Here is a 22,249-nt window from a genome sequence, read left to right on the forward strand (position 1 = left end):
TTTTTTTACATTTTAAAACAAAACTTATTTGTATAACTACTAACAAATATTGTTAGTATACTAAAATAAATTTTTTAAAATGTAATTTATATAAAAAATTTTTAAGAGGTAAATAAAAATGGTTAAAACAGTAAAAATGTCTCCTGATGAACTTTTAGATTATTTAGAAAAAAATTTAAAGATTCATGATCATGCAGAAATATCTTATAATCGTATTTTTGCTGAAGGTGAAATACTTAATATAGATAAATCTGAATATAATGGGGTTCCAGGTTTTAAAGTATTAATAAATTTAGATGCAACATCATTAAATCCAACTATTGAAATTGATTTAATAGAATTTAAAGAAGAATTGGTTGAATTTTTACATAATCCCCAAATTGGTGAACCAATTTTAATAGAATTATATTAATTTTTAATTTTTATTTAGATTAAATTTATTATAACTTTCGATTATGTTAACATTCATTGATTTGAAAATTAAATAAATTTCATTACCCTTTTTAATATTTAATAATTCATATGAATTTTTTGTTAAAATTCCTTTAAATTTCACATTTTCTACTTCTGTAACAACATTGATTATATGCCCTGCTATTTCAATATTTTTAATAATTCCTTTGAGTTGATTTTTTGCTGAAGATTTTATTTTATCATTTGAAAATATAATGTTCTCAGGTCTTATTGCAACTAAAACTTCCTGATTTTCAATATTCTTATTCTTATCATAATATTCTTTGTCTGCACTGTATAATGTTAAATTATCATTAATTTTAATTTCCATTAATCCATCATTATACATATCTACTTTTCCTTTTATAATGTTGTTAACTCCAACAAAATCTGCAACAAATTTATTATTAGGCTTTGAAAATACTGTGTCTATATAGTCCAATTGGTGAAGTATACCATTTTTCATTACACCTACACGATCTGCTAAATTCCAGACATCATTAAAATTATGAGTCACATGGACAAATGTTGTTTTATACTTCTTACCTATGCTTTTAATCAAAGAAGTTAATGTTGCTTGAGTAGTTACATCTAAAGCACTAAAAGGTTCATCCATTAAAATAATTTTAGGTTCAACAATAAGAGCTCTAGCTAATGCTGTTCGTTGTGATTCCCCACCACTAAGAGTAGTCACATCCCTATGTAAAATATGACTGATATTCATAATATTAGCCATATCTTTAATTTTTAAATCTATTTCTTCATTAGTTAATGATTTTTTATTTTTTAATCCATAAGCTATATTATCATAAACATTCATACTTGGAAAAAGAACATGATCTTGATAAACAATTCCAATATGCCTATCTTCAGGTGCAATATCATTAAGAATTTTACCATTTAATTTAATTAATCCTTCTTTTGGGGTGTAAAATCCAATAATTGTTTCAAGTAATACAGATTTTCCAGAACCAGTAGGGCCAATTAAAACAAGATATTCTCCTTCTTCAACTGAAAGATTAATATTTTTTAAATGAAATTCCCCAAGATCCACAGATAAATTTTCAACTTCTAAATACATTTCAATCCCTAAAAAATAAATATTTAATTTTTTCCCATTATCTTAAACTCAAACACTTTTTTGATTATTATAAGTTTCAGGAGCATATTTTTCCATTATAGCAATTGTAATAAATGAGATTATTACTAATAAAATTCCAGATGTAATAGCCATATCTATATCACCTGTTGATAAATTCAAATACATTGAAATAGCTAAAGTATCTGTTTTCATTAATATGCCTCCACCAACAAATAAAACCGCAGCAAATGTTCCTATACATCTTGCAATAGTAATAATTATTGTTGCGAAAAGTCCTTGTTTTGATAAGGGTAATGTAATATTAAAGAAAGTATCAACTTCATTATAGCCTAAACTTCTTGAAACAAATTCATATCTAGGATCTATATAATTAAATGTAGAATGTAACATTTTTATGGCATATGGTAAAGCTACAAAGAATTCTGCTATAATAATTCCAGTACTATTAAAAACTAGTTCAATCCCTAAACTATTTAATATTCCCCCAATTCCATAATTACCTAAAAACATTAAAAGTGCTATACCAATAACAATTTCAGGAAAAGCCATAGGTAAATCGAGTATGATTTTAAATAATTTTTTTAGGGGAAAATCATATCTACTTAATGTATAAGCCATAGGTATACAACATATTACTACTATTGTGGCAGAAACTAATGAAGTACCTATGGTTAATCCTATAGCATAAGTTAATTCAGGAGAAAATAAAGAAGATATGAATCCATCTACTGAAGTAATTAAAAACATGCTTCCAATTACTGCAAAAAATATTAAAGTAACTATTACTGTGATTCCAATAAATAACCATTCAAATTTAGAACGCATAATAATCTTATCCTCTTAATCTCCTAATAATTTTTTAAAAAAACTTTTTTTTATTCTATTTCAAATCCCCATTTTTCCCAAATTTTCTTTCCTTCATCAGATAGGATAAACTCTTGGAATTTTTGTGCTGAACTATTATCCTTTGTGAATTGAGTTGTGGCAACAGGTATTGTACTTATAGAATTTTCATTTTTAGGTATTTCTACAACTTCAATTTTATCTTTTCCTTCTTGCCATACAGTCATGTCTTCCCATATAATAGTAGCATCTACTTGTCCTGATACTATATAAGTTAATAATTGATTAACTGTAGTAGTTGTAACAGTAGGGTTTATTGTTAAATTATTTTTTTCAATAATTTTTTGGGATGTTTTTCCAATAGCAGGACCTTCAGCTTGACCTAAACCTACTTTAACATCAGATCTTTCTAAATCTTTAAGTCCAGTAATATTTTTAGGATTACCTTTTTGTACTACTATTACAGGTACATTTTTAGTAATGTTCTGTTCTGTATCATTTTGGATGTAACCATTCTCTTTAGCTTCTTTCATATATTTATAAGCTGCAGGTAAAAAAATATCTCCACTTTTTTGGGTTTCTAAAGTTGAGAATAGTTCTCCACTTCCCCCATATTTCATATTTACTTTAATGTTAGGATATTTTTTGTTGAATTCGGTTACTAAATCATTACCTACTTTACTGAAACCAGCTCCAGCTAGTACAGTTACAGTACCTGATTCACTAGATTGTTGTGTTGTTGATATTGCTCCTGTGTAATAACTACCAGCTATAATAGCTATAATGGCAATAATAACAATTATTATAAAAATTTTTTTATTATTCATTTTTTATTTCTCCTTTTTAAAAAAAAGTTTGTATTTTCATACATATCGATATTTTTATTAATCAATATTTAAGATTTTCTATCTGATTCGAGGTTTTAAAAAAAAGAATATTGATGTTTAAAATTTAAAACATCGAAAAGAAGATTTTTATAATATTATTTAAAAAAAGTTTTATTTAGTTGGTGTAAATATTGACTAACATTTCTTTAGGTATTACAATAGCTTCACCAAAAGGATTAATAGCTATGCCTGCAATATCTTCTTCTGTATTGCTATCTAACATTTCTAAATAAGTTTCTAAGTTAATTATAATTGCATCTTTTTTTTCTGGATCTTTACTTAACTCTTCTTCATCAGTAAATGCAGGGAAAAAGTTTTTTCCATCTTCTGAACTGATTAACATAAAATTCATAGGGGTATTTTTATCTAAAGTTATAGTTCCGTCAGATTCTATCTTTTCTTTCATGTTCCCTTCAACTTTAATATCTGCAGGAGCTAAAAAAGATGCATTTTTAAGTTCTGCTAAAAATTTTTCTTCAGTATCTTCATTATAATTTTCATGTAAGTTTTTAATTACCTCTTTTAATCTATCATTTTCTAGGGGTTCCATTTCTTTTGCCATATTATTTTTCTCCGTTATTTATTTTTATAAGAATCCTGTTTGTTTTACTTATAAATTTTTCTTAATTTATATATCTATTAAATTAATATTAAACATAATATTTAATGTTTTACTTATATTACTTTATCTTTCATTTTAAAATTATTAAGTTTTCATAAAAAGTTTAGGGATATATTAATATTTAATGAATTTTTAAAATATTTTTAAATTTTTTCTAATTCATTAAAAGGAATTAATTTTTCAGCAGCTTTTACTTCAATATCAATGTTATTTTCTTTCATTGCTGCAATTGAATTTAACCCACTACCTGCAACAATTCCAAAATTGTAATTATTAACTTTAGCATTATAAACTAACTCTCTAGGTTTTCCAATTTTATAAATTGATAATCCCATATCAATTAGTTTAGATAAAATATCTTTACTTTTTTCTCTTGCTACATAAGGTACTTCTTTAATAGAAGCTAAAGCATTTTGAGGATAAATCTTCTTTTTTGTAATATTAGTCATATTTTTAAAAATGAAAATTTTGTGAGGATCTAATGAAGAACCATTATATGAAATCATTTCAATAAATTGGGGTGAACTTCCTATTTCAATTAATCCACCATATTTAGGAGTGCTTAAAATCCCATTATTCATTAAAATTCCATCAATTGTTAAACTACAAATAGTACCTATACCTATTTTATTAGGATTACCTGGATGATTAATTAATTTGTAATATGGATTAATATAATCGGGAGAATCTTTGTATGTTTTTTTCATAATATTTAAAGCAAAATCTAAATCTTCTTTATCAATATAGGATATATTAGATATTATCTTTCCCTTTTCAGAATTTAAATCAAAATTTACTTTTTGTATTAAATTCCAAGATTTTGAAAGTAAGAAAGGTATCCTATTTTGATTTGATTTTTGGGATGTTTTTAATATATTTTTAGGTTTTGAGATTGACTTTAAATTTTTATATTCTTCAAATTCGTCTATAGTTTCAATGTCTACATCATAATTTAATTCTTGAGCTGCACATAAAGGTGTAACTCCTCCAATTAATGCAATTCCCACTAAACCTTCATTAACAGGCACTCCTAATGTGGTTTCTCCATTTTCTCCAATTTTTAATATACCATTAATACCTATTTGATTTAATTTCTCAAGAATGTTAATTGTTTTTTCTCTAGCTGCACTAGGAATTACTCTAAAATTTGCAGGTATTATACCATTACCATTTTTCACAACTTCTCTAACTGAAGTCATATCCTTTGCAATGAAAGCATTTAAAGGAGACATAGATGTTTTTTTATAAGAAATTAATTCAGTAAAATTTGTAGGAGTATAATCCTCAACATTAACAAGACCTCCATAGATAGGTTGGGATGCTATTCCATTTGATAAAAGAATTCCATCTATAGTTGTACTACAAATAGTTTTTATTGAATATCCTAAAGATTCTCCTATTTTATTTTTTTCAACACTTATTAAGGGGCTAACTGCTAGTCCTGCATCAAAAACATTTTTAACTACTTCAAATGCAGATTCGTCTAAAACATTAGATTTATTGACTATTATTTTCCCGGTTTTTTTCTCAAAATCAAAATTTGTTTTATACATCATTTCTTCAAATTTTGAATAAATAAAATCTACTTGGTCATAAATTAGTCCTTTTTCAAGTTTTTTTCTTCCAGATTCAGTGATTATTCTTCCAGAATATCCTTTTCTTTTACTGAATCCTTTTTCATCTAATATTTGCATGTGGTATCTTACAGCTCTTTCTCCTAAGTTATAACCTTTATTTTTTAGTTCATTTGCTATAACTTTAGAACCAATTGCTTTGTCTTGTTCACTTAAAATTCTGAGAATTTCTATCATACGATGTTCTGATTCTGACATTGTAGTTACCTTTGTAAAATTTAAGAAAAAAGAATTAAAATTTATTTTTTATTAAGTTAATTTATATTTTTTTTTAATAAGTTTCTATTTTATTTTTGAATTAAGAAATAGTAAAAAAATGTTTTTTTTTAAAAAAGTAAAAAATTAAAAAGAGGTTTAGTTAATTATAAATCTAAGTATCTTTCTTGTTCATATCCAAATACTTGTACTCTGTAATCGTCCCATTCTGCATATTTGGATTTTAAGAATGCTTCACTTATGTGTTCGCCTAAACCATCCATAATTATATTATCTTCTTCTAATGCATGGTATGCTTCCCATAAACTTGAAGGTAATACATTAATTCCTAATTCTTCACGTTCTTCTTCAGTTAATTTGTAAATGTTTATTTCTGTTGGTTCGCCGGGATCAATTTTATTTTTTAATCCGTCCATTCCAGCATATAACATTGCTGCAAATGCTAAATAAGGATTACATGCTGGATCAGGTGCTCGGTATTCAATACGTGTTCCTTTTCCTCGTGCAGCAGGAACTCTTATTAATGCTGATCTATTTTTAAGACCATATGCTTCGTAAACAGGTGCTTCGTATCCTGGAACTAATCTTTTGTAAGAGTTTACTATTGGGTTAGTTATTGCAGTTAATGCTGGAGCATGTTTTAATAATCCTCCAATGAAATATATTGCTTCTTGAGAGATTCCACTTTCGCTTTCATCGTCTGCGAATAAGTTTTCTTCGTCTTTAAATAAACTTTGGTGACAGTGCATTCCACTACCATTTTCTCCAAAGAATGGTTTTGGCATGAATGTTACTCTATAATCTAATCCATCAAACTGTGCCATGTTATTAACTATAGCTTTTATTGCTTGTTTGAATGTTATTACTGCGTCAGCTGTCTTTAATGCATCGTCAAATTTAAATGCAATTTCATTTTGTCCAGGTCCTACTTCGTGGTGACTTACTTCAACATCAAATCCTAATTCTTCTAAGTTTAATGTTAATTCTCTTCTGAAATCAGGTCCTTTATCTTTTGGTTCTACATCAAAGTAACTTGCATCATCGTAAGGTACGGGATATCCGTCTTCATCTATATTAACTATGAAAAATTCTGGTTCTGGTCCAATATTATAATTGTATCCATATTCATCTTTTAATTTTTTTAGTGCATGCTTAAGTATGCTTCTTGGGTCTCCTACGAATGGTTTTCCTTCAGGGGTCCAAATATCACATATAAATCTGCATACTGCAGATTCTTCAGGTCTCCATGATAATTGTGAGTATGTGCTTATATCCGGTTTTAAAATTAGGTCACTATCATTGATTTCAACGAATCCTTCTATTGAGGATCCATCGAATGGCATTCCTTTGGTGAAAAAGTTTTCCATTTCTCCTTTTACATATGGAACTGCTATACTTTTTGGAACTCCATTTAAATCTACGAATTGAAGTCTTATGAATTTGATATTATCTGCTTCCATTCTTTCAATAATATTTTTTATTTCGTCTGACATGTAATAAATTCTCCATTTATAATTAGTTATGTTTTATCTTTGTATGGGTTTACTTTTAAGTTTTGTTTTTTTTAAGTAAATTAAATTGGAAGTTAGCCGGAAGGTTACTTCCTACGGAATTACATTTCCACCTAATACTATATAAACTTTTTTAAAATAATACAAAAACTAAAAAAAATATTATATTAATTCATTAAAAAAATTTAAAATAAGAATTATAATTTAACAGTACAAAAAGAATTCAAATTCAATAAATCAAACTTAAAAATATTCGGAGAATAAATAACTTTTCCAACACCCGTAATATATTTATATGCCTCAAATGCTTGTAAAGCCCCAATTATATTAGGAACTGGGCCGATAACTGGGGGAACACCATTATTTAATGATTCAATCTCTTTAACAATTTGGGCATTGATTTTTTTATTAACTGAAGGTAATTCAAATAATTCCTCATAACTTTCACTATCCTTAGTAAAAACAGTAATTTGTCCCATAGTACCATGAATTGCCCCATGAACTAAAGGGATATTATGTTCTTTAGTAAATCTAGATAAAATAATTCTTGAAATTAAATTATCCAATGCATCAATAACAATATCACAATCACCTACTAAATCATTAACATTACTTTCATCTAATTCTTCGTTAAAAGTATTAACTTTCACATAAGGATTAACTATTCTTACTCTTTCTTTTCCAGTTTCACTTTTAGATTTTCTTAAAGTTGAAGTTGTACTCAATAATTGTCTATTTAAATTGGAGAAATCAAAATAATCTTTATCAATAAGATTTAACTCTCCAACACCCATACGAGCTAGCATTTCTATAACTGAACCACCAATACCACCACAACCAACAACTCCTATTTTTGATTCTTTAAATCTTTTTTGCTGGCTTTTTGTAACAATACTCATTTGTCTACTTGCAATTTCCCAATAACCCATTTCCATATATCTTGTTGGCATTTTCATCACTAATTATAATTAAATTTTATTTAATTTAATATATCTATTTTATATTAATAATTTTTAATCTTATATAATTAAAATTAAATAAAAAAAACAAAAAAAGATTTAAAATAAGTTAAAATTTTCACCAAATAATTCATGAACTTTTTTAAGCTCATTAGGAATGTTAATAAGTTGAGGGCAAAAATTTAAACATTTGCCACAATTATTACATTTATCTGCTCTACTATTATCTGAAATTAAGTTAAAATAATGCATACTACTAGCAGCAGGATCATCCAATATCTTAGCTATATTATACTCTCTAAAACAATTAGGAATATTAACTCCATTAGGACAAGGCATACAATACTGACAACCTGTACAATCATTACCCTTTTTAAATCTATATTCCCTAGCCACTTCATTAATTAAACTTAAATCATTTTCTGAAATAGAATTAACTTTAGCATTACATGCAATTTCGATATTCTCTTGAACTTGTTTTAAAGAATTCATGCCACTAAGAACACAATCAACATTTTCCATATTCCATAAGTAATCAAAAGCCCATTCAACAGGAGTTCTATTAACTTCAGCAGTATCCCACATATCTTTTATATCTTTAGGAATATTTTCAACCAATCTTCCACCTCTAAGAGGTTCCATAATAATATTTCCAATTCCCATACTACTAATCAAATCTAATCCAGCAAGACCACTTTTATAATTTTCATCTAAATAATTCATTTGACTTAATACAACTTCCCATTTATCATATTCACTTAAAATACTCATCAATATATCAAATTCGGTATGTGCAGAAAAACCTACATGTTTTACCCTACCATCATTTAAGATATCATCTAAAAAATCAAAAACATCTAAAGATTTATAATTGGACCAATATTCGCTATTTAATCCATGTAATAAATAAATATCAATATGATCTGTCTTTAACCTAGATAATTGTTCATTAAATATGTTTTCCATATCATTTTTTTCTTTAATTAACCAACTAGGTAATTTAGCAGATAATAAAACTTTTTCTCTATAACCATTTTCTAAAAAATTTCCAATAACAGGTTCACAATTACCTTTACCCTTTAAATCAGTAGCATGGAATGAATAACCTGTATCAATTATATTTATTCCATTATCAATACCATAACTAAGTATCTCATTAGTTTTTCCTAAGTTAATTTCATCGTTAGAATTTTCGTGGGGTAAACGCATAGCTCCAAAACCTAAAATAGAAACTTTTTCGCCAGTATTCCCTAATTCTTTATATTGCAATTTTTTTCACCTAATACTTTTATAATTTAAAATAGATTATCTAAAAATGATATTTAGTAGCGATTAATAATTATTTAGGTTATAAATTATTTAAAAATAGTTAAAATTAATGTATATTATTCCTGGGATTGTAAAAATGCCGGGAACGGGATTCGAACCCGTGGCCTCACGGTATCCCAGGAATTGTCAGAGCACTGCTTAAAACCCTATGAGCCGTGCGCTCTAACCAGCTGAGCCACCCCGGCATCTGACAGTAATAAAATTTTAGTAACTAATCTCTTATAAAGTTTTCCCTTTTTACTAAATTTTTGAAAATAATTATCCAGTAATACATAAATTAAAAAATTTATTTTTTCATAAAAAAGATAAATAAAATTTTAATACATAATTTTTAATAAAACATATAATAAAAAATAGTAATATAATATAATAATATAACTTACATAAAAAATAATTTTTAAATTTAAAAAGTGATTATCAATGAGTAAAGTAAAAGATATGGCCCTTGCCGATGAGGGTATAAGAAAAATTAAATGGGTTCAAAAACACATGCCTGTTCTTGAACATATTAAAAAACAATTTGAAGAAGAAAAACCTTTTGAAGGAATTACCATAGGATCTTGTTTACATTTAGAACCTAAAACTGTAAATTTAGGATTAACATTACAAGCAGGAGGGGCAGAAGTAGCAATGACTGGTTGTAATCCCCTCTCAACTCATGATGATGCAGCAGCAGGAGGAGCAGCTTTAGGATTAAACATTTATGGGTGGAGAGAACAAAGTGAAACAGAATATTACTCAACTATAAATGATGTACTAAGTCATAAACCCGACATAATAATTGATGATGGGGCAGACATGATTCTAACAATTCATGAAAAACGACCAGATCTTTTAAAAACAATTATGGGTGCATGTGAAGAAACAACAACAGGTGTTCATAGATTAGAAGGAATGCATGCTGATGGTGCATTAAAATTCCCAGTTGTAGCGGTCAATGATGCATATACTAAATATCTATTTGATAATCGTTATGGTACTGGACAATCCTCATTAGATGCTATCATGGGAACAACTAATATGTTAATTGCAGGAAAAAATGTTGTTGTATGTGGATACGGTTGGTGTGGCCGTGGAGTAGCATCAAGAGCTGATGGTTTAGGAGCAAATGTAATAGTAACTGAAGTGGATCCAATCAGAGCTTTAGAAGCAAGAATGGATGGTTTTAGAGTAATGACTATTAGAGAAGCTGTCAAAATCGCTGATTTAATAATAACTGTAACAGGAAATATTGACATTATTAAAGGTGATGACTTCAAATATATGAAAGATGGATGTTTACTAGCAAATTCTGGACATTTCAATGTAGAAATAAATCGAGAAGATTTAGAATCACAATCTGTAGCGGTAGAAGAAGTAAGAGAAAGTATAGAAATGTTTGTAATGGAAGACGGTAGAAAACTTTATCTATTAGCAGATGGAAGATTAGTAAATCTCGCTGCAGCTAGAGGTCAAGGACATCCAGCAGAAATAATGGATATGAGTTTTGCAGTACAAGCATTATCTGCAAAATATATTTTAGAAAACGATTTACCAATAGATGTTATGAAAGCACCTGATTCTATTGATGATACTGTTGCTAGATTAAAACTTAAAGCAATGGGAATAGAAATAGATTCCTTATCAGATACTCAAGAATCTTATTTAGCTAATTGGGCTCAAGGAACATAAAAATTTAAAAAAAAGAGAAACTTCTCTTTTTAATTTTATTTTTAATAATAAAAATTTATAGAAAAAAAATGTCATATTACCGTCATATAAATAATGGAAAAGGTCCAACAAAATTAATAATTGGTGGAGTACATGGAAACGAAGGTAGAACTACAATTAACCTTATAAAACTCTTAAAAAAAGAAGATTTTGGGCCAGGACAGATTTACATATACAATTTAGATGACACACCATATATATCAACAATAAATAAAAAATTCTATAAATCTAAACAAGGTAAAAAAATAATTGATTTAATACAAAAATATAGGCCTGATTTTTACACGGAACTTCACTGTTATAATATTTCCCATTATAAAAAGTTAATTGATGATTCAAGATTTCAATCTCAAGGAGTTCCACCTTTAATAGATTGTGGGAATTTTATATTAGTTAGTTCAGTTTCACCATTAATACGATTTAAATATTTTGAAAAAGAAACTGTTTGTAAAACTATAGAAATCCCATCATTCAATAGTAAACATTTTGATTTAAAAAAAGTAGAAAACCAGTATGGTTTTAATAAAAAATTATCTATTGATAAAGCTATGGATTTATTATACTTAGTAACTAAATCAAATACACGTCAAGAATATGAAAATAATATAAGTGCTAAATATCCTAAACAAGTGGATTTAGCAATAAAATATGTTCGAGAATTATTTGGAGTATCATTCTCCCCATATTAAGATTTAAACTTTTTTTTAATAATAAATAAATTTTAAAACCAATCTTCTAAACTTTTTTGTGTTGAATTTAATTTTTTCATTTTATTTGCAGAACTTACAACTCTAGCTTCTGAAAAACCATGTTCTTCACACATAAATTCAGTTAATTGATCTAGTTTAACATTTTTCCATTTAATTTCATAATTTGTGTTAACTTCAGGTTTTAAAAAAATATTTCTAAGAATATCCGGGTCTACTTCTAATTCTACCTCTTTGTTTTTTAAAATATTTTCTAAACTATCATTTTTAATTAATTTTAATCCAGTTTTTGCCCCTATGCCTTTAATTCCCTCATTAAAGTCAGTACCTACTAAAATTGCAATATCTATTAATTGGTTTCTTGTTAAATCTAAATTTGCGAGAATTTTTTCAAGTTCCATATATTTTAAATTAGATAAACCCCCACTTAAAGTTAAATTTCGAACAGTTCTTGAAGCCCCAAATAATAAACAATCATAATCTTGTGATGCAACAGACCAAGCATCTCCTTTTTGAACCATATATGATGCTTGAGCTTCACCTTCACTTTTAGATTGTACATATGGAATTCCTAATAAATCAAGTAATTTTTTAGAAGATTCTATTATATAAGGAGATATTTTTGATGAACGCATTGCAAATTTACGAGCTTCTTCTTCATTCCCCTCATCTAATGCTTCTTTCCATTTTTTTTCAGATTCATTTCTAACTTCTTTTCTTTTCATAACAGTGTTTGTTTTAAAGTCAGAATGTTTTCCATCAAAAACATAAATTGGTTTAATTCCCTTTTCAACAATTGAAGAAGTTCTGTATAATAATCCACTAAGATGTGAAGTAATATTACCATCTTGATCCATAAGAGGTGTTCCATCTCTTTGACGTATACCTGATAAAAATTGGTAAAGAGTATTATATGTGTCAATTGCAACACTATGCCCTTCTAAATCTTTAAATCCAATTTCTTCTGTTTTAATAATATCAGTAAATTTTACACCCATTTAATCACACCATTATATTATTTAATTAATACTATCTTTTTCAACAAAATATGTAATTGGGAAAAATTCTTTTATCCAAATTAAAATTTTTTCATTATGAATAATTGTATAAGTTCTTGTTAAAAAATCCTTATCAGTTTTATATATTTCCTCTAATTTTTCATTAGATTTTTCAACTTGTATAGTTTTTATCTCTCTTCTAGATTCCATATTATATTTTCGAAGAATTCTTCCTATAGGTATATCTGCTCTAATTAAATCAGATTTAAAATTATCATGTAATCTTTTTAATGGAATATAAGAAATGGCATAAATTAATGGTTTATTATTTTTATGCATTAATACTTCTCTATAATTTATTTCTTCTCCACAATCAATGTCTATTAATTCTGCTATTTCAGGGGTTGATTTTTCAAAATGTTGTTCAAGTGTTTTTAAATCAATTTTTCCATTTAAAACATCTAATATAGCAGTTATTGATCCATCAGTAGTTAAAAGAATTTTTTGTGTATTGGAAAAAGTTTTACCATAATTTTTTTCAACTGTATAAATTTTTTCTATTAATCGTTGATTAATATTATTGCCTTCACAAGTCATTTTATCCCATTAAATTTAATATTTAAATTTTTAAAAAATATTTTCTGGATTTTCTATAAACCCTTTTATTGCTGATGCTGCTACAACTGAAGGATTTCCTAAATATACTTCAGACTCAGAATCTCCCATTCTACCTTTAAAATTCCTATTAGTTGAAGATATACACACTTCATTTTCAGATAAAACACCCATATGACCACCTAAACAAGGTCCACATCCAGGATTACAAATTATTGCACCAGCATCCATAAATATTTGTATTAAACCTTTATTCATAGCTTCTTGATAAACTTTTTTAGATGCAGGTATTATAATTAATCTAACATCATCAGAAACTTTTTGCCCTTTTAAAACTTTAGCTGCAGCTAATAAATCAGAAAATCTACCATTAGTACAAGATCCAATAAAACACTGGTCAATTGATGTTCCTTCTACTTTAGATAATCCTTTAACATTATCCACATCATTTGGACAAGCAATTTGTGCTTCTAAATCATTAACATCAAATAAATATTCTTTTTCATATATTGAATCTTTGTCTGATTTTAAAATATTTAATTGATTTTTAGTTTTTCCAGTTTTTTTCATAACATAACTTAATGTATCTTCATTAGGTTCCATTATTCCATTTTTCGCACCCATTTCAATTGCCATATTACACATGGTCATTCTACTATCAACATCTAAGCCATTTATTGTTTCACCACAAAATTCCGCTGTTTTATAAGTACCTCCACCAATTCCTATTTTTCCAATTATATTCAAAATAAGATCTTTTGATGTTATCCCTTGTGGTAATTCTCCTTCCACTTCAATTTTCATTGCTTCAGGAACCATTAACCATGTTTGTCCAGTAGCATATACCATAGCCATATCAGTTGAACCCATTCCTGTTGAAAATGCTCCAAATGCACCATAAGTACAAGTATGTGAATCAGCTCCAACTATTAATTTTCCAGGTTCAACTAAACCCATTTCAGGTATGACTTGATGACATATTCCTTCTCCATGAGTATAATGGTGTGTAATATTTTGTTTTTTTATAAAATCTCTTGCCACTTTTTGAAATTCTGCAGAACCTATAGTATTAGCAGGTATTACATGATCAAATACAATTGCTATTTTTTCAGGATCCCATACTTTATCTGCTATTTTTTCAAATGTTTTGATTGCAGGAGGAGATGTTCCATCATGGGACATAGCTAAATCCACATTTACTTCTATAATTTCTCCAGGATTTACTTCTCGTCCAACTTTTTTTGATAAAATTTTTTCAGTTATATTCATTTAATACCACTTATCTAAGTTAATTAAGAAATTAAATTAATTTTAAGGGTCAATAGGTTCATCAATATTTCTTATAATGTCTTTAAATACATCATCATTAATATATTGTCCTTCTTCTCTTTTTTCTTTAACTCTTTTAACAATTTTACATAATTGATCTTTTGTTACATTATAACCACAATCATCTAATTTTGCTTTAACTGCTCTACATCCTGAATGTTTTCCTAAAACTAATTGTCTTTTTTGACCTACTAATTCAGGTAAGTAAGGTTCATATGTTAATGGTTCTTCAATTACTGCATCAACATGAATTCCAGATTCGTGTCTGAATATATTTTTACCAACAACTGGTTTATTGTAAGGAACTTCTAATCCAGTATCTTTTGATACCATTTCAGATAATTCTTTTATTATTTTTGTTTTAAACCCTAAATCTTTACCGTATAAAAGTTTTAATGACATTACGAGTTCTTCAAGTGATGCATTACCTGCTCTTTCACCAATACCATTAATAGTTGTTGAAACATCATTTGCTCCAGCTAATAATCCTGCAATTGAGTTAGTAACTGCTAGGCCAAAGTCATTATGACAATGTAAAGCTATGTTAGTATTAATTTCTTTTCTTAATTCTTTGATTAAAAAAGTCATTCCTTGTGGGGTTATTGCACCAGTTGTGTCTGCTACATGGACTCTATCTACTCCATAACTTTCTGCTTTTTTGTACATTCTTTTTAAATAATCTAAATCTGTTCTTGTTGCATCTTCAGCTGAAAATGCAACGAAAAGACCATGATCTTTAGCATATTCAATAGATTTCATGCAAGTGTTTAAAGCCTCTTGGCGAGTAATATGCATTTTATGTTCTAAATGAAGATCTGATGTTCCCATAAATGTTATAATTCCATCTACATCACAATCTAGTGCTGCGTTGATATCACTTATTTTAGTTCTAGCTAAACAAAGTACATCTGCATTTAATCCTTCATGTGCTATAGTTGAAACAGTGTCTTTTTCATGTTTTGAAACTATTGGAAAACCTACTTCTATTTGATGTATTCTGAATTCATCTAATTTTTTAGCTATTTCAAGTTTTTCCTGTTTATCTAAGCAAACGCCTGGTGTTTGTTCTCCATCTCGTAGTGTGGTGTCGTATATGGTGATTTTTTTTGGAAACTTCAATTCTACCTCTTTGTTAAATGGACTAGTGTAATATTGCATTATTTTCACTCTATTTTTTGTTAATTATTTTTATATTTTATAAAGTATAGTTATCTTAATTTTTTTATTTTCTTTTTTGTTTTTAATAAAACTTTTTAATATTTTTGTAATAATTTTAATTTTTTTATAAATTTTTATCTTTGTTTTCTAGTAATTCTAAGTAAGATGTTCTTTCAAATCCTTTTTTTATTCCTAATTTTTCAAAAATTTTAAAAATATTTTCTTGTGCTTTTTTGTAATCATTCCCATCTTCTAAGATGGTTTCGATTTCCATGTAGGGTTCTAATCCTTCAACATTATCTAAACTAATTGAATATTCATTTAAATCATAATAATCTCTTGTTTTTTTAACGGTTCTAACATTTGTAAATCCTAAGTTCATGAAAATTTTTTTACATTTGTTTTCATCTTCTATTTTCATTTCAATTTCTTCTCGGGTTTTACTTTTTTTATCTATTTTGGGACCTTTGTATGTTATGAATAATTCTTCTTTTTCATCGGTATTTACTTTTCTAATCCTTAGAGCTTCATCAGTTTTTGCAAAATCTACTATTGGGCTGTTAAAATATATGTCTGTTTGAGTTTCAGTTTTATTTTTTTCCACATTTAATTTCTTTAATTCTTCAATAATTTCTTCAAAACTATTAATTTTTGCTTTTGCTTCTACTTCTATCATTTAATCCCTCATTTTATTTTAAATTTCTTTTAATTATTATATATTATATGTTTTGTATTTACTTTTCTAAAATATTTTCATAAGCTTATTTTTTTATTTTTTATAAATACATTTATATACTTTATAAATACAATATATTTTTAGTAAAAGTTTTACTATGTTATTTTTAAAATTTTACTTACTTTTTTTAAATTATATTGGAGGTATATGAATTGACCGATGTTGATATAAAAATAGAGAACATTGTGTCTTCTGCAAGTATTGGTAAAGATATTGTTCTTACTGAGATTTCTAAAGCATTAGAAGGCGTTACTTTTAATCGTGAACAGTTCCCAGGTTTAGTTTTTAAACTAAAAGATCCAAAAACTGCTGCTTTGATTTTTAGCTCTGGTAAACTAGTATGTACTGGTGCAAAATCTATAGATGACTCAAAGTTGGCTATTAAAAAAACTGTGGATAAAATGCGGACAATTGACACTGATATTCCTGAAGAATTCGAAATTAAAATTCAAAATATTGTGGCTTCTGCTAATTTACAATCCACACTAAACTTAGAAGCTGTGGCGTTAGAATTAGAAAACACAGAATATGAACCTGAGCAATTCCCAGGTTTAGTTTATAGGTTGACTGACCCTAAAGTTGTTTTATTATTATTTGGTTCTGGTAAAGTTGTATGTACTGGGGCTAAAACTCGAGGAGATGCTAAGCTCGGAGTAGAAAGAGCTTATGACAGACTCAAAGAGTTGGATTTAATTTAATTGGTGGTATGTTTGATTAAACTTGTAGTATTTGATTTAGATAATGTTATAATTAATGGTGAAGGAATAGATGAAATAGGAAAATTAGCAAACGTTCAAGATAAAATTGCAGAAATCACTGAACAAGCAATGAACGGTGATATTGACTTCGAAACATCTATAAATGAAAGAGTTAAGCTTCTTGAAGGAGCTTCTGTTGAAGAAATTAAGAAAATAGCTGATGAATTACCTCTTAATAACGGTGCTGAAGAAACAATTAAAGCATTAAAAGATAAAGGCTATGAAATAGCAATTATTAGTGGTAGTTTTGATGTTATTGCTGATTCTATTAAGGATAAACTTAATATTGATTATTTATTTACTAATTCTTTAAGTGAAGAAGATGGAAAATTAACTGGTGAAGTTACTGGACCTTTAGTTTCCGGTTCTAAACTTGATGTTTTATCTGATTTATTAAAAGAAAAAGATTACGATTTAGCTGATTGTATAGCTGTTGGTGACGGTGCTAATGATATATCCATGCTTGAAGGTGTTGGATATGGTATAGCATTTAATGCAAAACCAAAAGTTAAAGAAATAGCTGATGTAATTGTGGAAGATAATGATTTAAATGATGTTTTAACTGTTATAGAAGATTTAGATTCTAAAGTTGAAGCTAAAGAATCTGAAGAAGCTAAAGATTCTAAAGTTGAAGCTAAAGAACCTGAAAAACCTGAAGATTCTAAAGCTGAAGATGGTGAAGATAATTCTTCTAAGAAAGAAGCTAAAGATTCTAAAAAATCTAAAAAATCTAAAAAGTCTAAACTTCCTGAACCAACTAACTTTGTGCTTGCAGACACTATGGATGGAGTAAAAGTACAAAAAGATGAAAAGGAAAAACTTATATCTCAAATTGCTGATGAAAGAGAAGCTTTTAATAAAGAAGCTAAGGAACAACGTAAAATACGTGATGAATTAAATAATTCTTTAAAAGAAAATCTTCAAAAGGCTATTGAATACAGAGATGCACGTAATGAGATTAACAAAGACGTCGAAGCTAATAAAAAGAAAAGAAATGACGTTAATGAAAAAATCAAAAATCTTGAATGGTCCTCTGGTAAAAGAGATAAAGTAAAACTCGAAAATGAAATTAAAAAAATAGATAAAATAATTGAAACTAGAGTTTTAGATATTAAAAAAGAAAATCAGCTTGTTAAAAATGCAAATGATCTTAGAAAACAATTAACTGAAGTTAAAGAAGACGATAAAGTTAAAGATGAAGCTCAAGAGCTTAAAAAAGAATCAGAATTATACCATGCTAATGTTGTGGAACATTCTGCTAAAGCTCAAGAAGCTCATGAAAACATGCTTAAATACTTTAGAAAAACTGATGAGATTAGAACAGCAGCAGATGAAGCTCATAAAAACTTTATTCAAGCTAGAAAGAATGCATCCGCTAAACATGAAGACTTTAAAATGGTTTTAAGTGAAATTCATGTTATTAATAAAAAATTAGGTAGAAACAACAAACCTAGAAGACAAAAATCTAATAATAAAGGATCATCTCCTAATAAACGGAATAAAGAAGAAAAAGAAAAAGCTGAAGTTATCTTTGATAAGTTTAAACATGGTAAAAAACTTTCAACTGAAGAACTTTTACTTTTACAAAAATATGATATAAGTTAAATATTTTTTTAATTTATTCATTAATATTTTTTTAATTTTCATTAAAAAAATAATTTATTTAGAGTGAAAATATATGGTTGAAGAAGATACAATTGATAAACCTGAAAAAATTGAAGAATGTTATACCTGTGGTAAAAAATTCAATATAAATGCTAATGATAATAGCCATTATCACTATGGAAAATTTCCTATGTGTAATTATTGTAGTAATTTTTATGGATTTTACGATAAGGAATATAAAAAGTAAGTTTATATAATCCATTTTTTTCTAACTATTTTTTTATAATTTTAATTTCTAAAATTCATTACTTTTTTTAAGCTACTAATTTTATAAAATTTAATTTACATCTATACAAAATTTTATATACATCCAAAATGTGTATATTAAAAATATTAATTTTTTAAAAGTATTAATTCTGTAATTTATTTAAAATAAAAACAATTTTATAAATTAATAAATTAATTTTTTTTATATTGAAAAACTTTTAATATGAAAAAAATAAAAAGATTTCTTTAATTATTTATAAGTGATAATCATGCATGAAATCATTATTTGCGAAAAACCAAAAGCAGCTGAAAAAATAGCACAAGCTATTTCACCAAATGTCAAAAAAAGAAAATATAATAAGAAAGTATCTTATTGGGAAATTGAAGAAGAAAATAAAAAAATTACAGTTTTGTCAGCTGTAGGGCATTTATATTCATTAACACCAGTTAATCCTAAAAGTAAAGTATTTTTTGATTTAGAGTGGGCACCCCTCTATGAAATAGATAAAACTAAAAAATATACAAGAGATTATGTTTATGCAATAAAAAAATTTTCTAAAGATGCAGATAAATTTATTCATGCTTGCGATTATGATATTGAAGGAACATTAATAGGATATAATGCATTAAAATATGCATGTGGTCAAAATACTACCGCTAATATATCAAGAATGAAATTTTCTACTTTAACTAAAACCGATATTCTAGATGCTTACAATAATATGATAGATTTGGATTTACATCAAGTCGAAAGTGGATCAGCAAGACATGTTTTAGATTTCTATTTTGGGGTAAATATATCTAAATCATTAATGCATTCAGTTAGAACAGCTAAGAAAAGATTTTTAAAACTTTCTGCTGGACGTGTACAAACACCAACATTGTCTATTTTAGTAGATAGAGAAAAACAAATTAAAAAATTTATACCTAAACCCTATTGGTTAATTAAAGCATTACTAAATGGGGAAATAATAGCGGATCATGAAGATGGGAAGATATTTGATAAAAAAAGAGCTGAAGAAATTTTTGATAAATGTCAAAATCAAAATGCTTTAGTTGATGAAGTTAAAAAAACTGAAACAATCAGAAAACCTCCAGTTCCTTTCAATTTAGGAGGGTTACAATCTGAAGCTTATGGAGTTTTTGGTTTTAGTCCTAAAAAAACACAAATGATTGCTCAAAATCTTTATACTGGGGGATTTACATCTTATCCTCGTACTTCTTCTCAAAAACTTCCAAAAAGTTTAGAATACAAAAAAATATTCATGCAATTATCCAAAAATGCAGAATTTAAGAAGCATATTCAAGATTTACCTTCAGAATTAAAACCTAATGAAGGTAAAAAAAAGGATGCTGCTCACCCTGCTATACATCCAACTGGCGTTTTGCCTGATAAATTATCTAAAGATGAACTAAAAATTTATGAATTAATTGTTTATAGGTTCATAAGTGTATTTTGTGAAAATTCAAAATTAGAATCTGTGAAAACTGATTTATTAATAGCGAATGAAAAATTTAACTTCAAAAGAAAAAGAGTTTCTTATCTTGGATGGTTAGCACATTACCCTTTTAAAAAAATAGAAAATGAAAATTTTTTAGATATTAAGAAAGGAGATATTATTAAAGTAGAAAAAATATGTTCTGAGCAAAAAGAAACCAAACCTCCAGCTAGATATAATGAAGCTTCTTTAATTAAAGAATTGGAAAAAAGGGAATTAGGAACAAAGGCTACAAGAGCGGATATTATCGCTAAACTTTATGATAGGAAATATATTAGTGGTAAAAAAATTGAAGTAAATCAGCTTGGTGAAAATTTAATTGATACATTAAAAGAATATTGTGAAGATTTAACTAGTGAAGATTTAACTCGTGATTTTGAAAAAAGATTAGAAGGTATCAGTAATGATAAGACTACTCAAGAAGCAGTTGTTAATGATGCAGAAAAAGAAGTTAAAGCTATTTTGGGTGATATTAATAAAAATGAAGCCGATATTGGGGATAAACTTTATGATGCTTACCAACAAAGTAGGATTGTTGGTGAATGTTCCTGTGGTGGAAATTTAGTTATGAAGTACTCTCCTAGAAATAAAAGCCATTTTGTAGGATGTTCTAATTATCCTGAATGTGAAATTACTTATTCTCTTCCAAAAGGAGCTACTTTTTTAAAGAAAACATGTCCAAAATGTGGTCTTCCTATTATTTCTTTTGGTAAACCTCGCCAACATGCTTGTTTAGATCCAAATTGTGGTAAAGATAATACTAAACGACATGTGGTTAAAGTTGTTGGGGTTTGTCCTGATTGTGGAAAAGATTTAGTTAAACGATCTGGTAGGTATGGGGATTTTGTAGGTTGTAAAAGTTTTCCTAAATGTAGATTTACCTGTTCTTTAGAGGAATTAAAAGATTTGGAAAGTAAATCTAAAAAATAATTTTTTTATTATTTTTTTATTTTAAAATTTTGCCCAATATTTTTTTAGGGTAAAATTGCTTTTTTTTAGAAAGTTATATAAATATTTAAATTGAATAGTTAATTATTATTAAATTTGAAATAATTTTTTTCATTACATTTTTTATAAAAAAATTTAATTTAATATAATTAGTGTAAATTTTGATTTAATAATTTTAATTATAAATTTAATATTTAATCAAAAATGATTATTTAATAATTTAAATTTATTTAATTAAAAATTTAAGATGGTGAAATTAAATTTTTTTTAAGTTATAATTATTTTTTTTTTAACATTAAAAAAGAATTATATTTATTAGTTATAAAAAAATTTATTTGCATTGTCTTTTATTTAATTTATGAG

General features: G+C 26.7%; 20 protein-coding genes and 1 tRNA gene. 7 read left to right on the forward strand and 14 right to left on the reverse strand.

The genetic code is table 11. The features are described 5' to 3' along the window. Window positions 1-118 precede the first annotated feature (118 nt). Complete coding sequence (locus BP997_RS07510) at window positions 119-412, forward strand: DUF2097 family protein (RefSeq protein ID WP_413824541.1); 294 nt, start codon at window positions 119-121, stop codon at window positions 410-412. A 3-nt stretch (window positions 413-415) separates the two neighbouring features. Here BP997_RS07510 and BP997_RS07515 read toward each other — a convergent pair whose 3' ends face one another. The 9 genes from BP997_RS07515 to BP997_RS07555 form a co-directional block, all read right to left on the reverse strand. After that, window positions 416-1,534 carry an ATP-binding cassette domain-containing protein gene (locus BP997_RS07515; protein WP_413824538.1) on the reverse strand — a complete coding sequence of 373 codons (1,119 nt, stop codon included), beginning with the start codon at window positions 1,532-1,534 and terminating at the stop codon, window positions 416-418. Window positions 1,535-1,582: 48 nt separating this feature from the next. Further along, complete coding sequence (locus BP997_RS07520; protein ID WP_413824535.1) at window positions 1,583-2,380, reverse strand: ABC transporter permease; 798 nt, start codon at window positions 2,378-2,380, stop codon at window positions 1,583-1,585. A 50-nt stretch (window positions 2,381-2,430) separates the two neighbouring features. Then, window positions 2,431-3,225 carry a molybdate ABC transporter substrate-binding protein gene (gene modA / locus BP997_RS07525; RefSeq protein WP_413824532.1) on the reverse strand — a complete coding sequence of 265 codons (795 nt, stop codon included), beginning with the start codon at window positions 3,223-3,225 and terminating at the stop codon, window positions 2,431-2,433. Between the two features lie 175 nt (window positions 3,226-3,400). Beyond that, window positions 3,401-3,847, reverse strand: a complete 447-nt coding sequence (locus tag BP997_RS07530) for an SseB family protein (RefSeq protein ID WP_413824528.1) — start codon at window positions 3,845-3,847, stop codon at window positions 3,401-3,403. A gap of 203 nt (window positions 3,848-4,050) precedes the next feature. Further along, entirely contained in the window at window positions 4,051-5,739 is a 1,689-nt protein-coding gene (locus BP997_RS07535) for an NrpR regulatory domain-containing protein (RefSeq protein ID WP_413824525.1), read from the reverse strand. Between the two features lie 164 nt (window positions 5,740-5,903). Then, window positions 5,904-7,250: a type I glutamate--ammonia ligase gene (gene glnA / locus BP997_RS07540; RefSeq protein ID WP_413829071.1), complete on the reverse strand. Its 1,347-nt coding sequence runs from the start codon at window positions 7,248-7,250 to the stop codon at window positions 5,904-5,906. 215 nt (window positions 7,251-7,465) lie between these two features. After that, the gene (locus BP997_RS07545; protein WP_413824522.1) at window positions 7,466-8,218 is read right to left on the reverse strand and encodes a HesA/MoeB/ThiF family protein; all 753 of its coding nucleotides are present in this window, start codon (window positions 8,216-8,218) and stop codon (window positions 7,466-7,468) included. 108 nt (window positions 8,219-8,326) lie between these two features. Then, the gene (locus BP997_RS07550; RefSeq protein WP_413824519.1) at window positions 8,327-9,496 is read right to left on the reverse strand and encodes an aldo/keto reductase; all 1,170 of its coding nucleotides are present in this window, start codon (window positions 9,494-9,496) and stop codon (window positions 8,327-8,329) included. A gap of 137 nt (window positions 9,497-9,633) precedes the next feature. Continuing rightward, window positions 9,634-9,741, reverse strand: a tRNA-Met gene (locus BP997_RS07555). Between the two features lie 235 nt (window positions 9,742-9,976). On the opposite strand from BP997_RS07555, the gene BP997_RS07560 reads away from it, so the two are divergent. Next, the gene (locus BP997_RS07560; protein ID WP_409198111.1) at window positions 9,977-11,227 is read left to right on the forward strand and encodes an adenosylhomocysteinase; all 1,251 of its coding nucleotides are present in this window, start codon (window positions 9,977-9,979) and stop codon (window positions 11,225-11,227) included. A gap of 68 nt (window positions 11,228-11,295) precedes the next feature. Then, on the forward strand, window positions 11,296-11,955 hold the full coding sequence (locus BP997_RS07565; protein WP_413824516.1) for a DUF2119 domain-containing protein: 660 nt from the start codon (window positions 11,296-11,298) through the stop codon (window positions 11,953-11,955). 32 nt (window positions 11,956-11,987) lie between these two features. Here the strand turns inward: BP997_RS07565 and fen are convergent, their stop codons facing one another. From fen to cyaB, 5 genes are all read right to left on the reverse strand, one after another. Then, on the reverse strand, window positions 11,988-12,971 hold the full coding sequence (fen, locus tag BP997_RS07570) for a flap endonuclease-1 (RefSeq protein ID WP_413824514.1): 984 nt from the start codon (window positions 12,969-12,971) through the stop codon (window positions 11,988-11,990). A 21-nt stretch (window positions 12,972-12,992) separates the two neighbouring features. After that, on the reverse strand, window positions 12,993-13,568 hold the full coding sequence (locus BP997_RS07575) for a chorismate lyase (protein ID WP_413824511.1): 576 nt from the start codon (window positions 13,566-13,568) through the stop codon (window positions 12,993-12,995). Between the two features lie 30 nt (window positions 13,569-13,598). Further along, window positions 13,599-14,855: a homoaconitase large subunit gene (gene hacA, locus BP997_RS07580; protein ID WP_413824508.1), complete on the reverse strand. Its 1,257-nt coding sequence runs from the start codon at window positions 14,853-14,855 to the stop codon at window positions 13,599-13,601. 42 nt (window positions 14,856-14,897) lie between these two features. Continuing rightward, window positions 14,898-16,073, reverse strand: a complete 1,176-nt coding sequence (locus BP997_RS07585) for a homocitrate synthase family protein (RefSeq protein WP_413824505.1) — start codon at window positions 16,071-16,073, stop codon at window positions 14,898-14,900. Between the two features lie 124 nt (window positions 16,074-16,197). Then, window positions 16,198-16,749, reverse strand: coding sequence for a class IV adenylate cyclase (gene cyaB, locus BP997_RS07590; RefSeq protein WP_413824503.1), 552 nt, complete (start codon window positions 16,747-16,749; stop codon window positions 16,198-16,200). A gap of 212 nt (window positions 16,750-16,961) precedes the next feature. On the opposite strand from cyaB, the gene BP997_RS07595 reads away from it, so the two are divergent. The 4 genes from BP997_RS07595 (at window position 16,962) to topA (ending at window position 21,868) form a co-directional block, all read left to right on the forward strand. Further along, window positions 16,962-17,507: a TATA-box-binding protein gene (locus BP997_RS07595; RefSeq protein ID WP_409198104.1), complete on the forward strand. Its 546-nt coding sequence runs from the start codon at window positions 16,962-16,964 to the stop codon at window positions 17,505-17,507. Between the two features lie 12 nt (window positions 17,508-17,519). Continuing rightward, the gene (gene serB, locus BP997_RS07600) at window positions 17,520-19,172 is read left to right on the forward strand and encodes a phosphoserine phosphatase SerB (RefSeq protein WP_413824501.1); all 1,653 of its coding nucleotides are present in this window, start codon (window positions 17,520-17,522) and stop codon (window positions 19,170-19,172) included. 73 nt (window positions 19,173-19,245) lie between these two features. Then, window positions 19,246-19,419 carry a hypothetical protein gene (locus BP997_RS07605; protein WP_409198102.1) on the forward strand — a complete coding sequence of 58 codons (174 nt, stop codon included), beginning with the start codon at window positions 19,246-19,248 and terminating at the stop codon, window positions 19,417-19,419. Window positions 19,420-19,708: 289 nt separating this feature from the next. Beyond that, on the forward strand, window positions 19,709-21,868 hold the full coding sequence (gene topA, locus BP997_RS07610; protein WP_413824499.1) for a DNA topoisomerase I: 2,160 nt from the start codon (window positions 19,709-19,711) through the stop codon (window positions 21,866-21,868). The last annotated feature ends 381 nt before the right edge of the window (window positions 21,869-22,249 follow it).

The organism is Methanobrevibacter sp. UBA412 (assembly GCA_002495685.1).
GTDB classification, from domain to species: Archaea; Methanobacteriota; Methanobacteria; order Methanobacteriales; family Methanobacteriaceae; genus Methanobrevibacter_A; species Methanobrevibacter_A acididurans.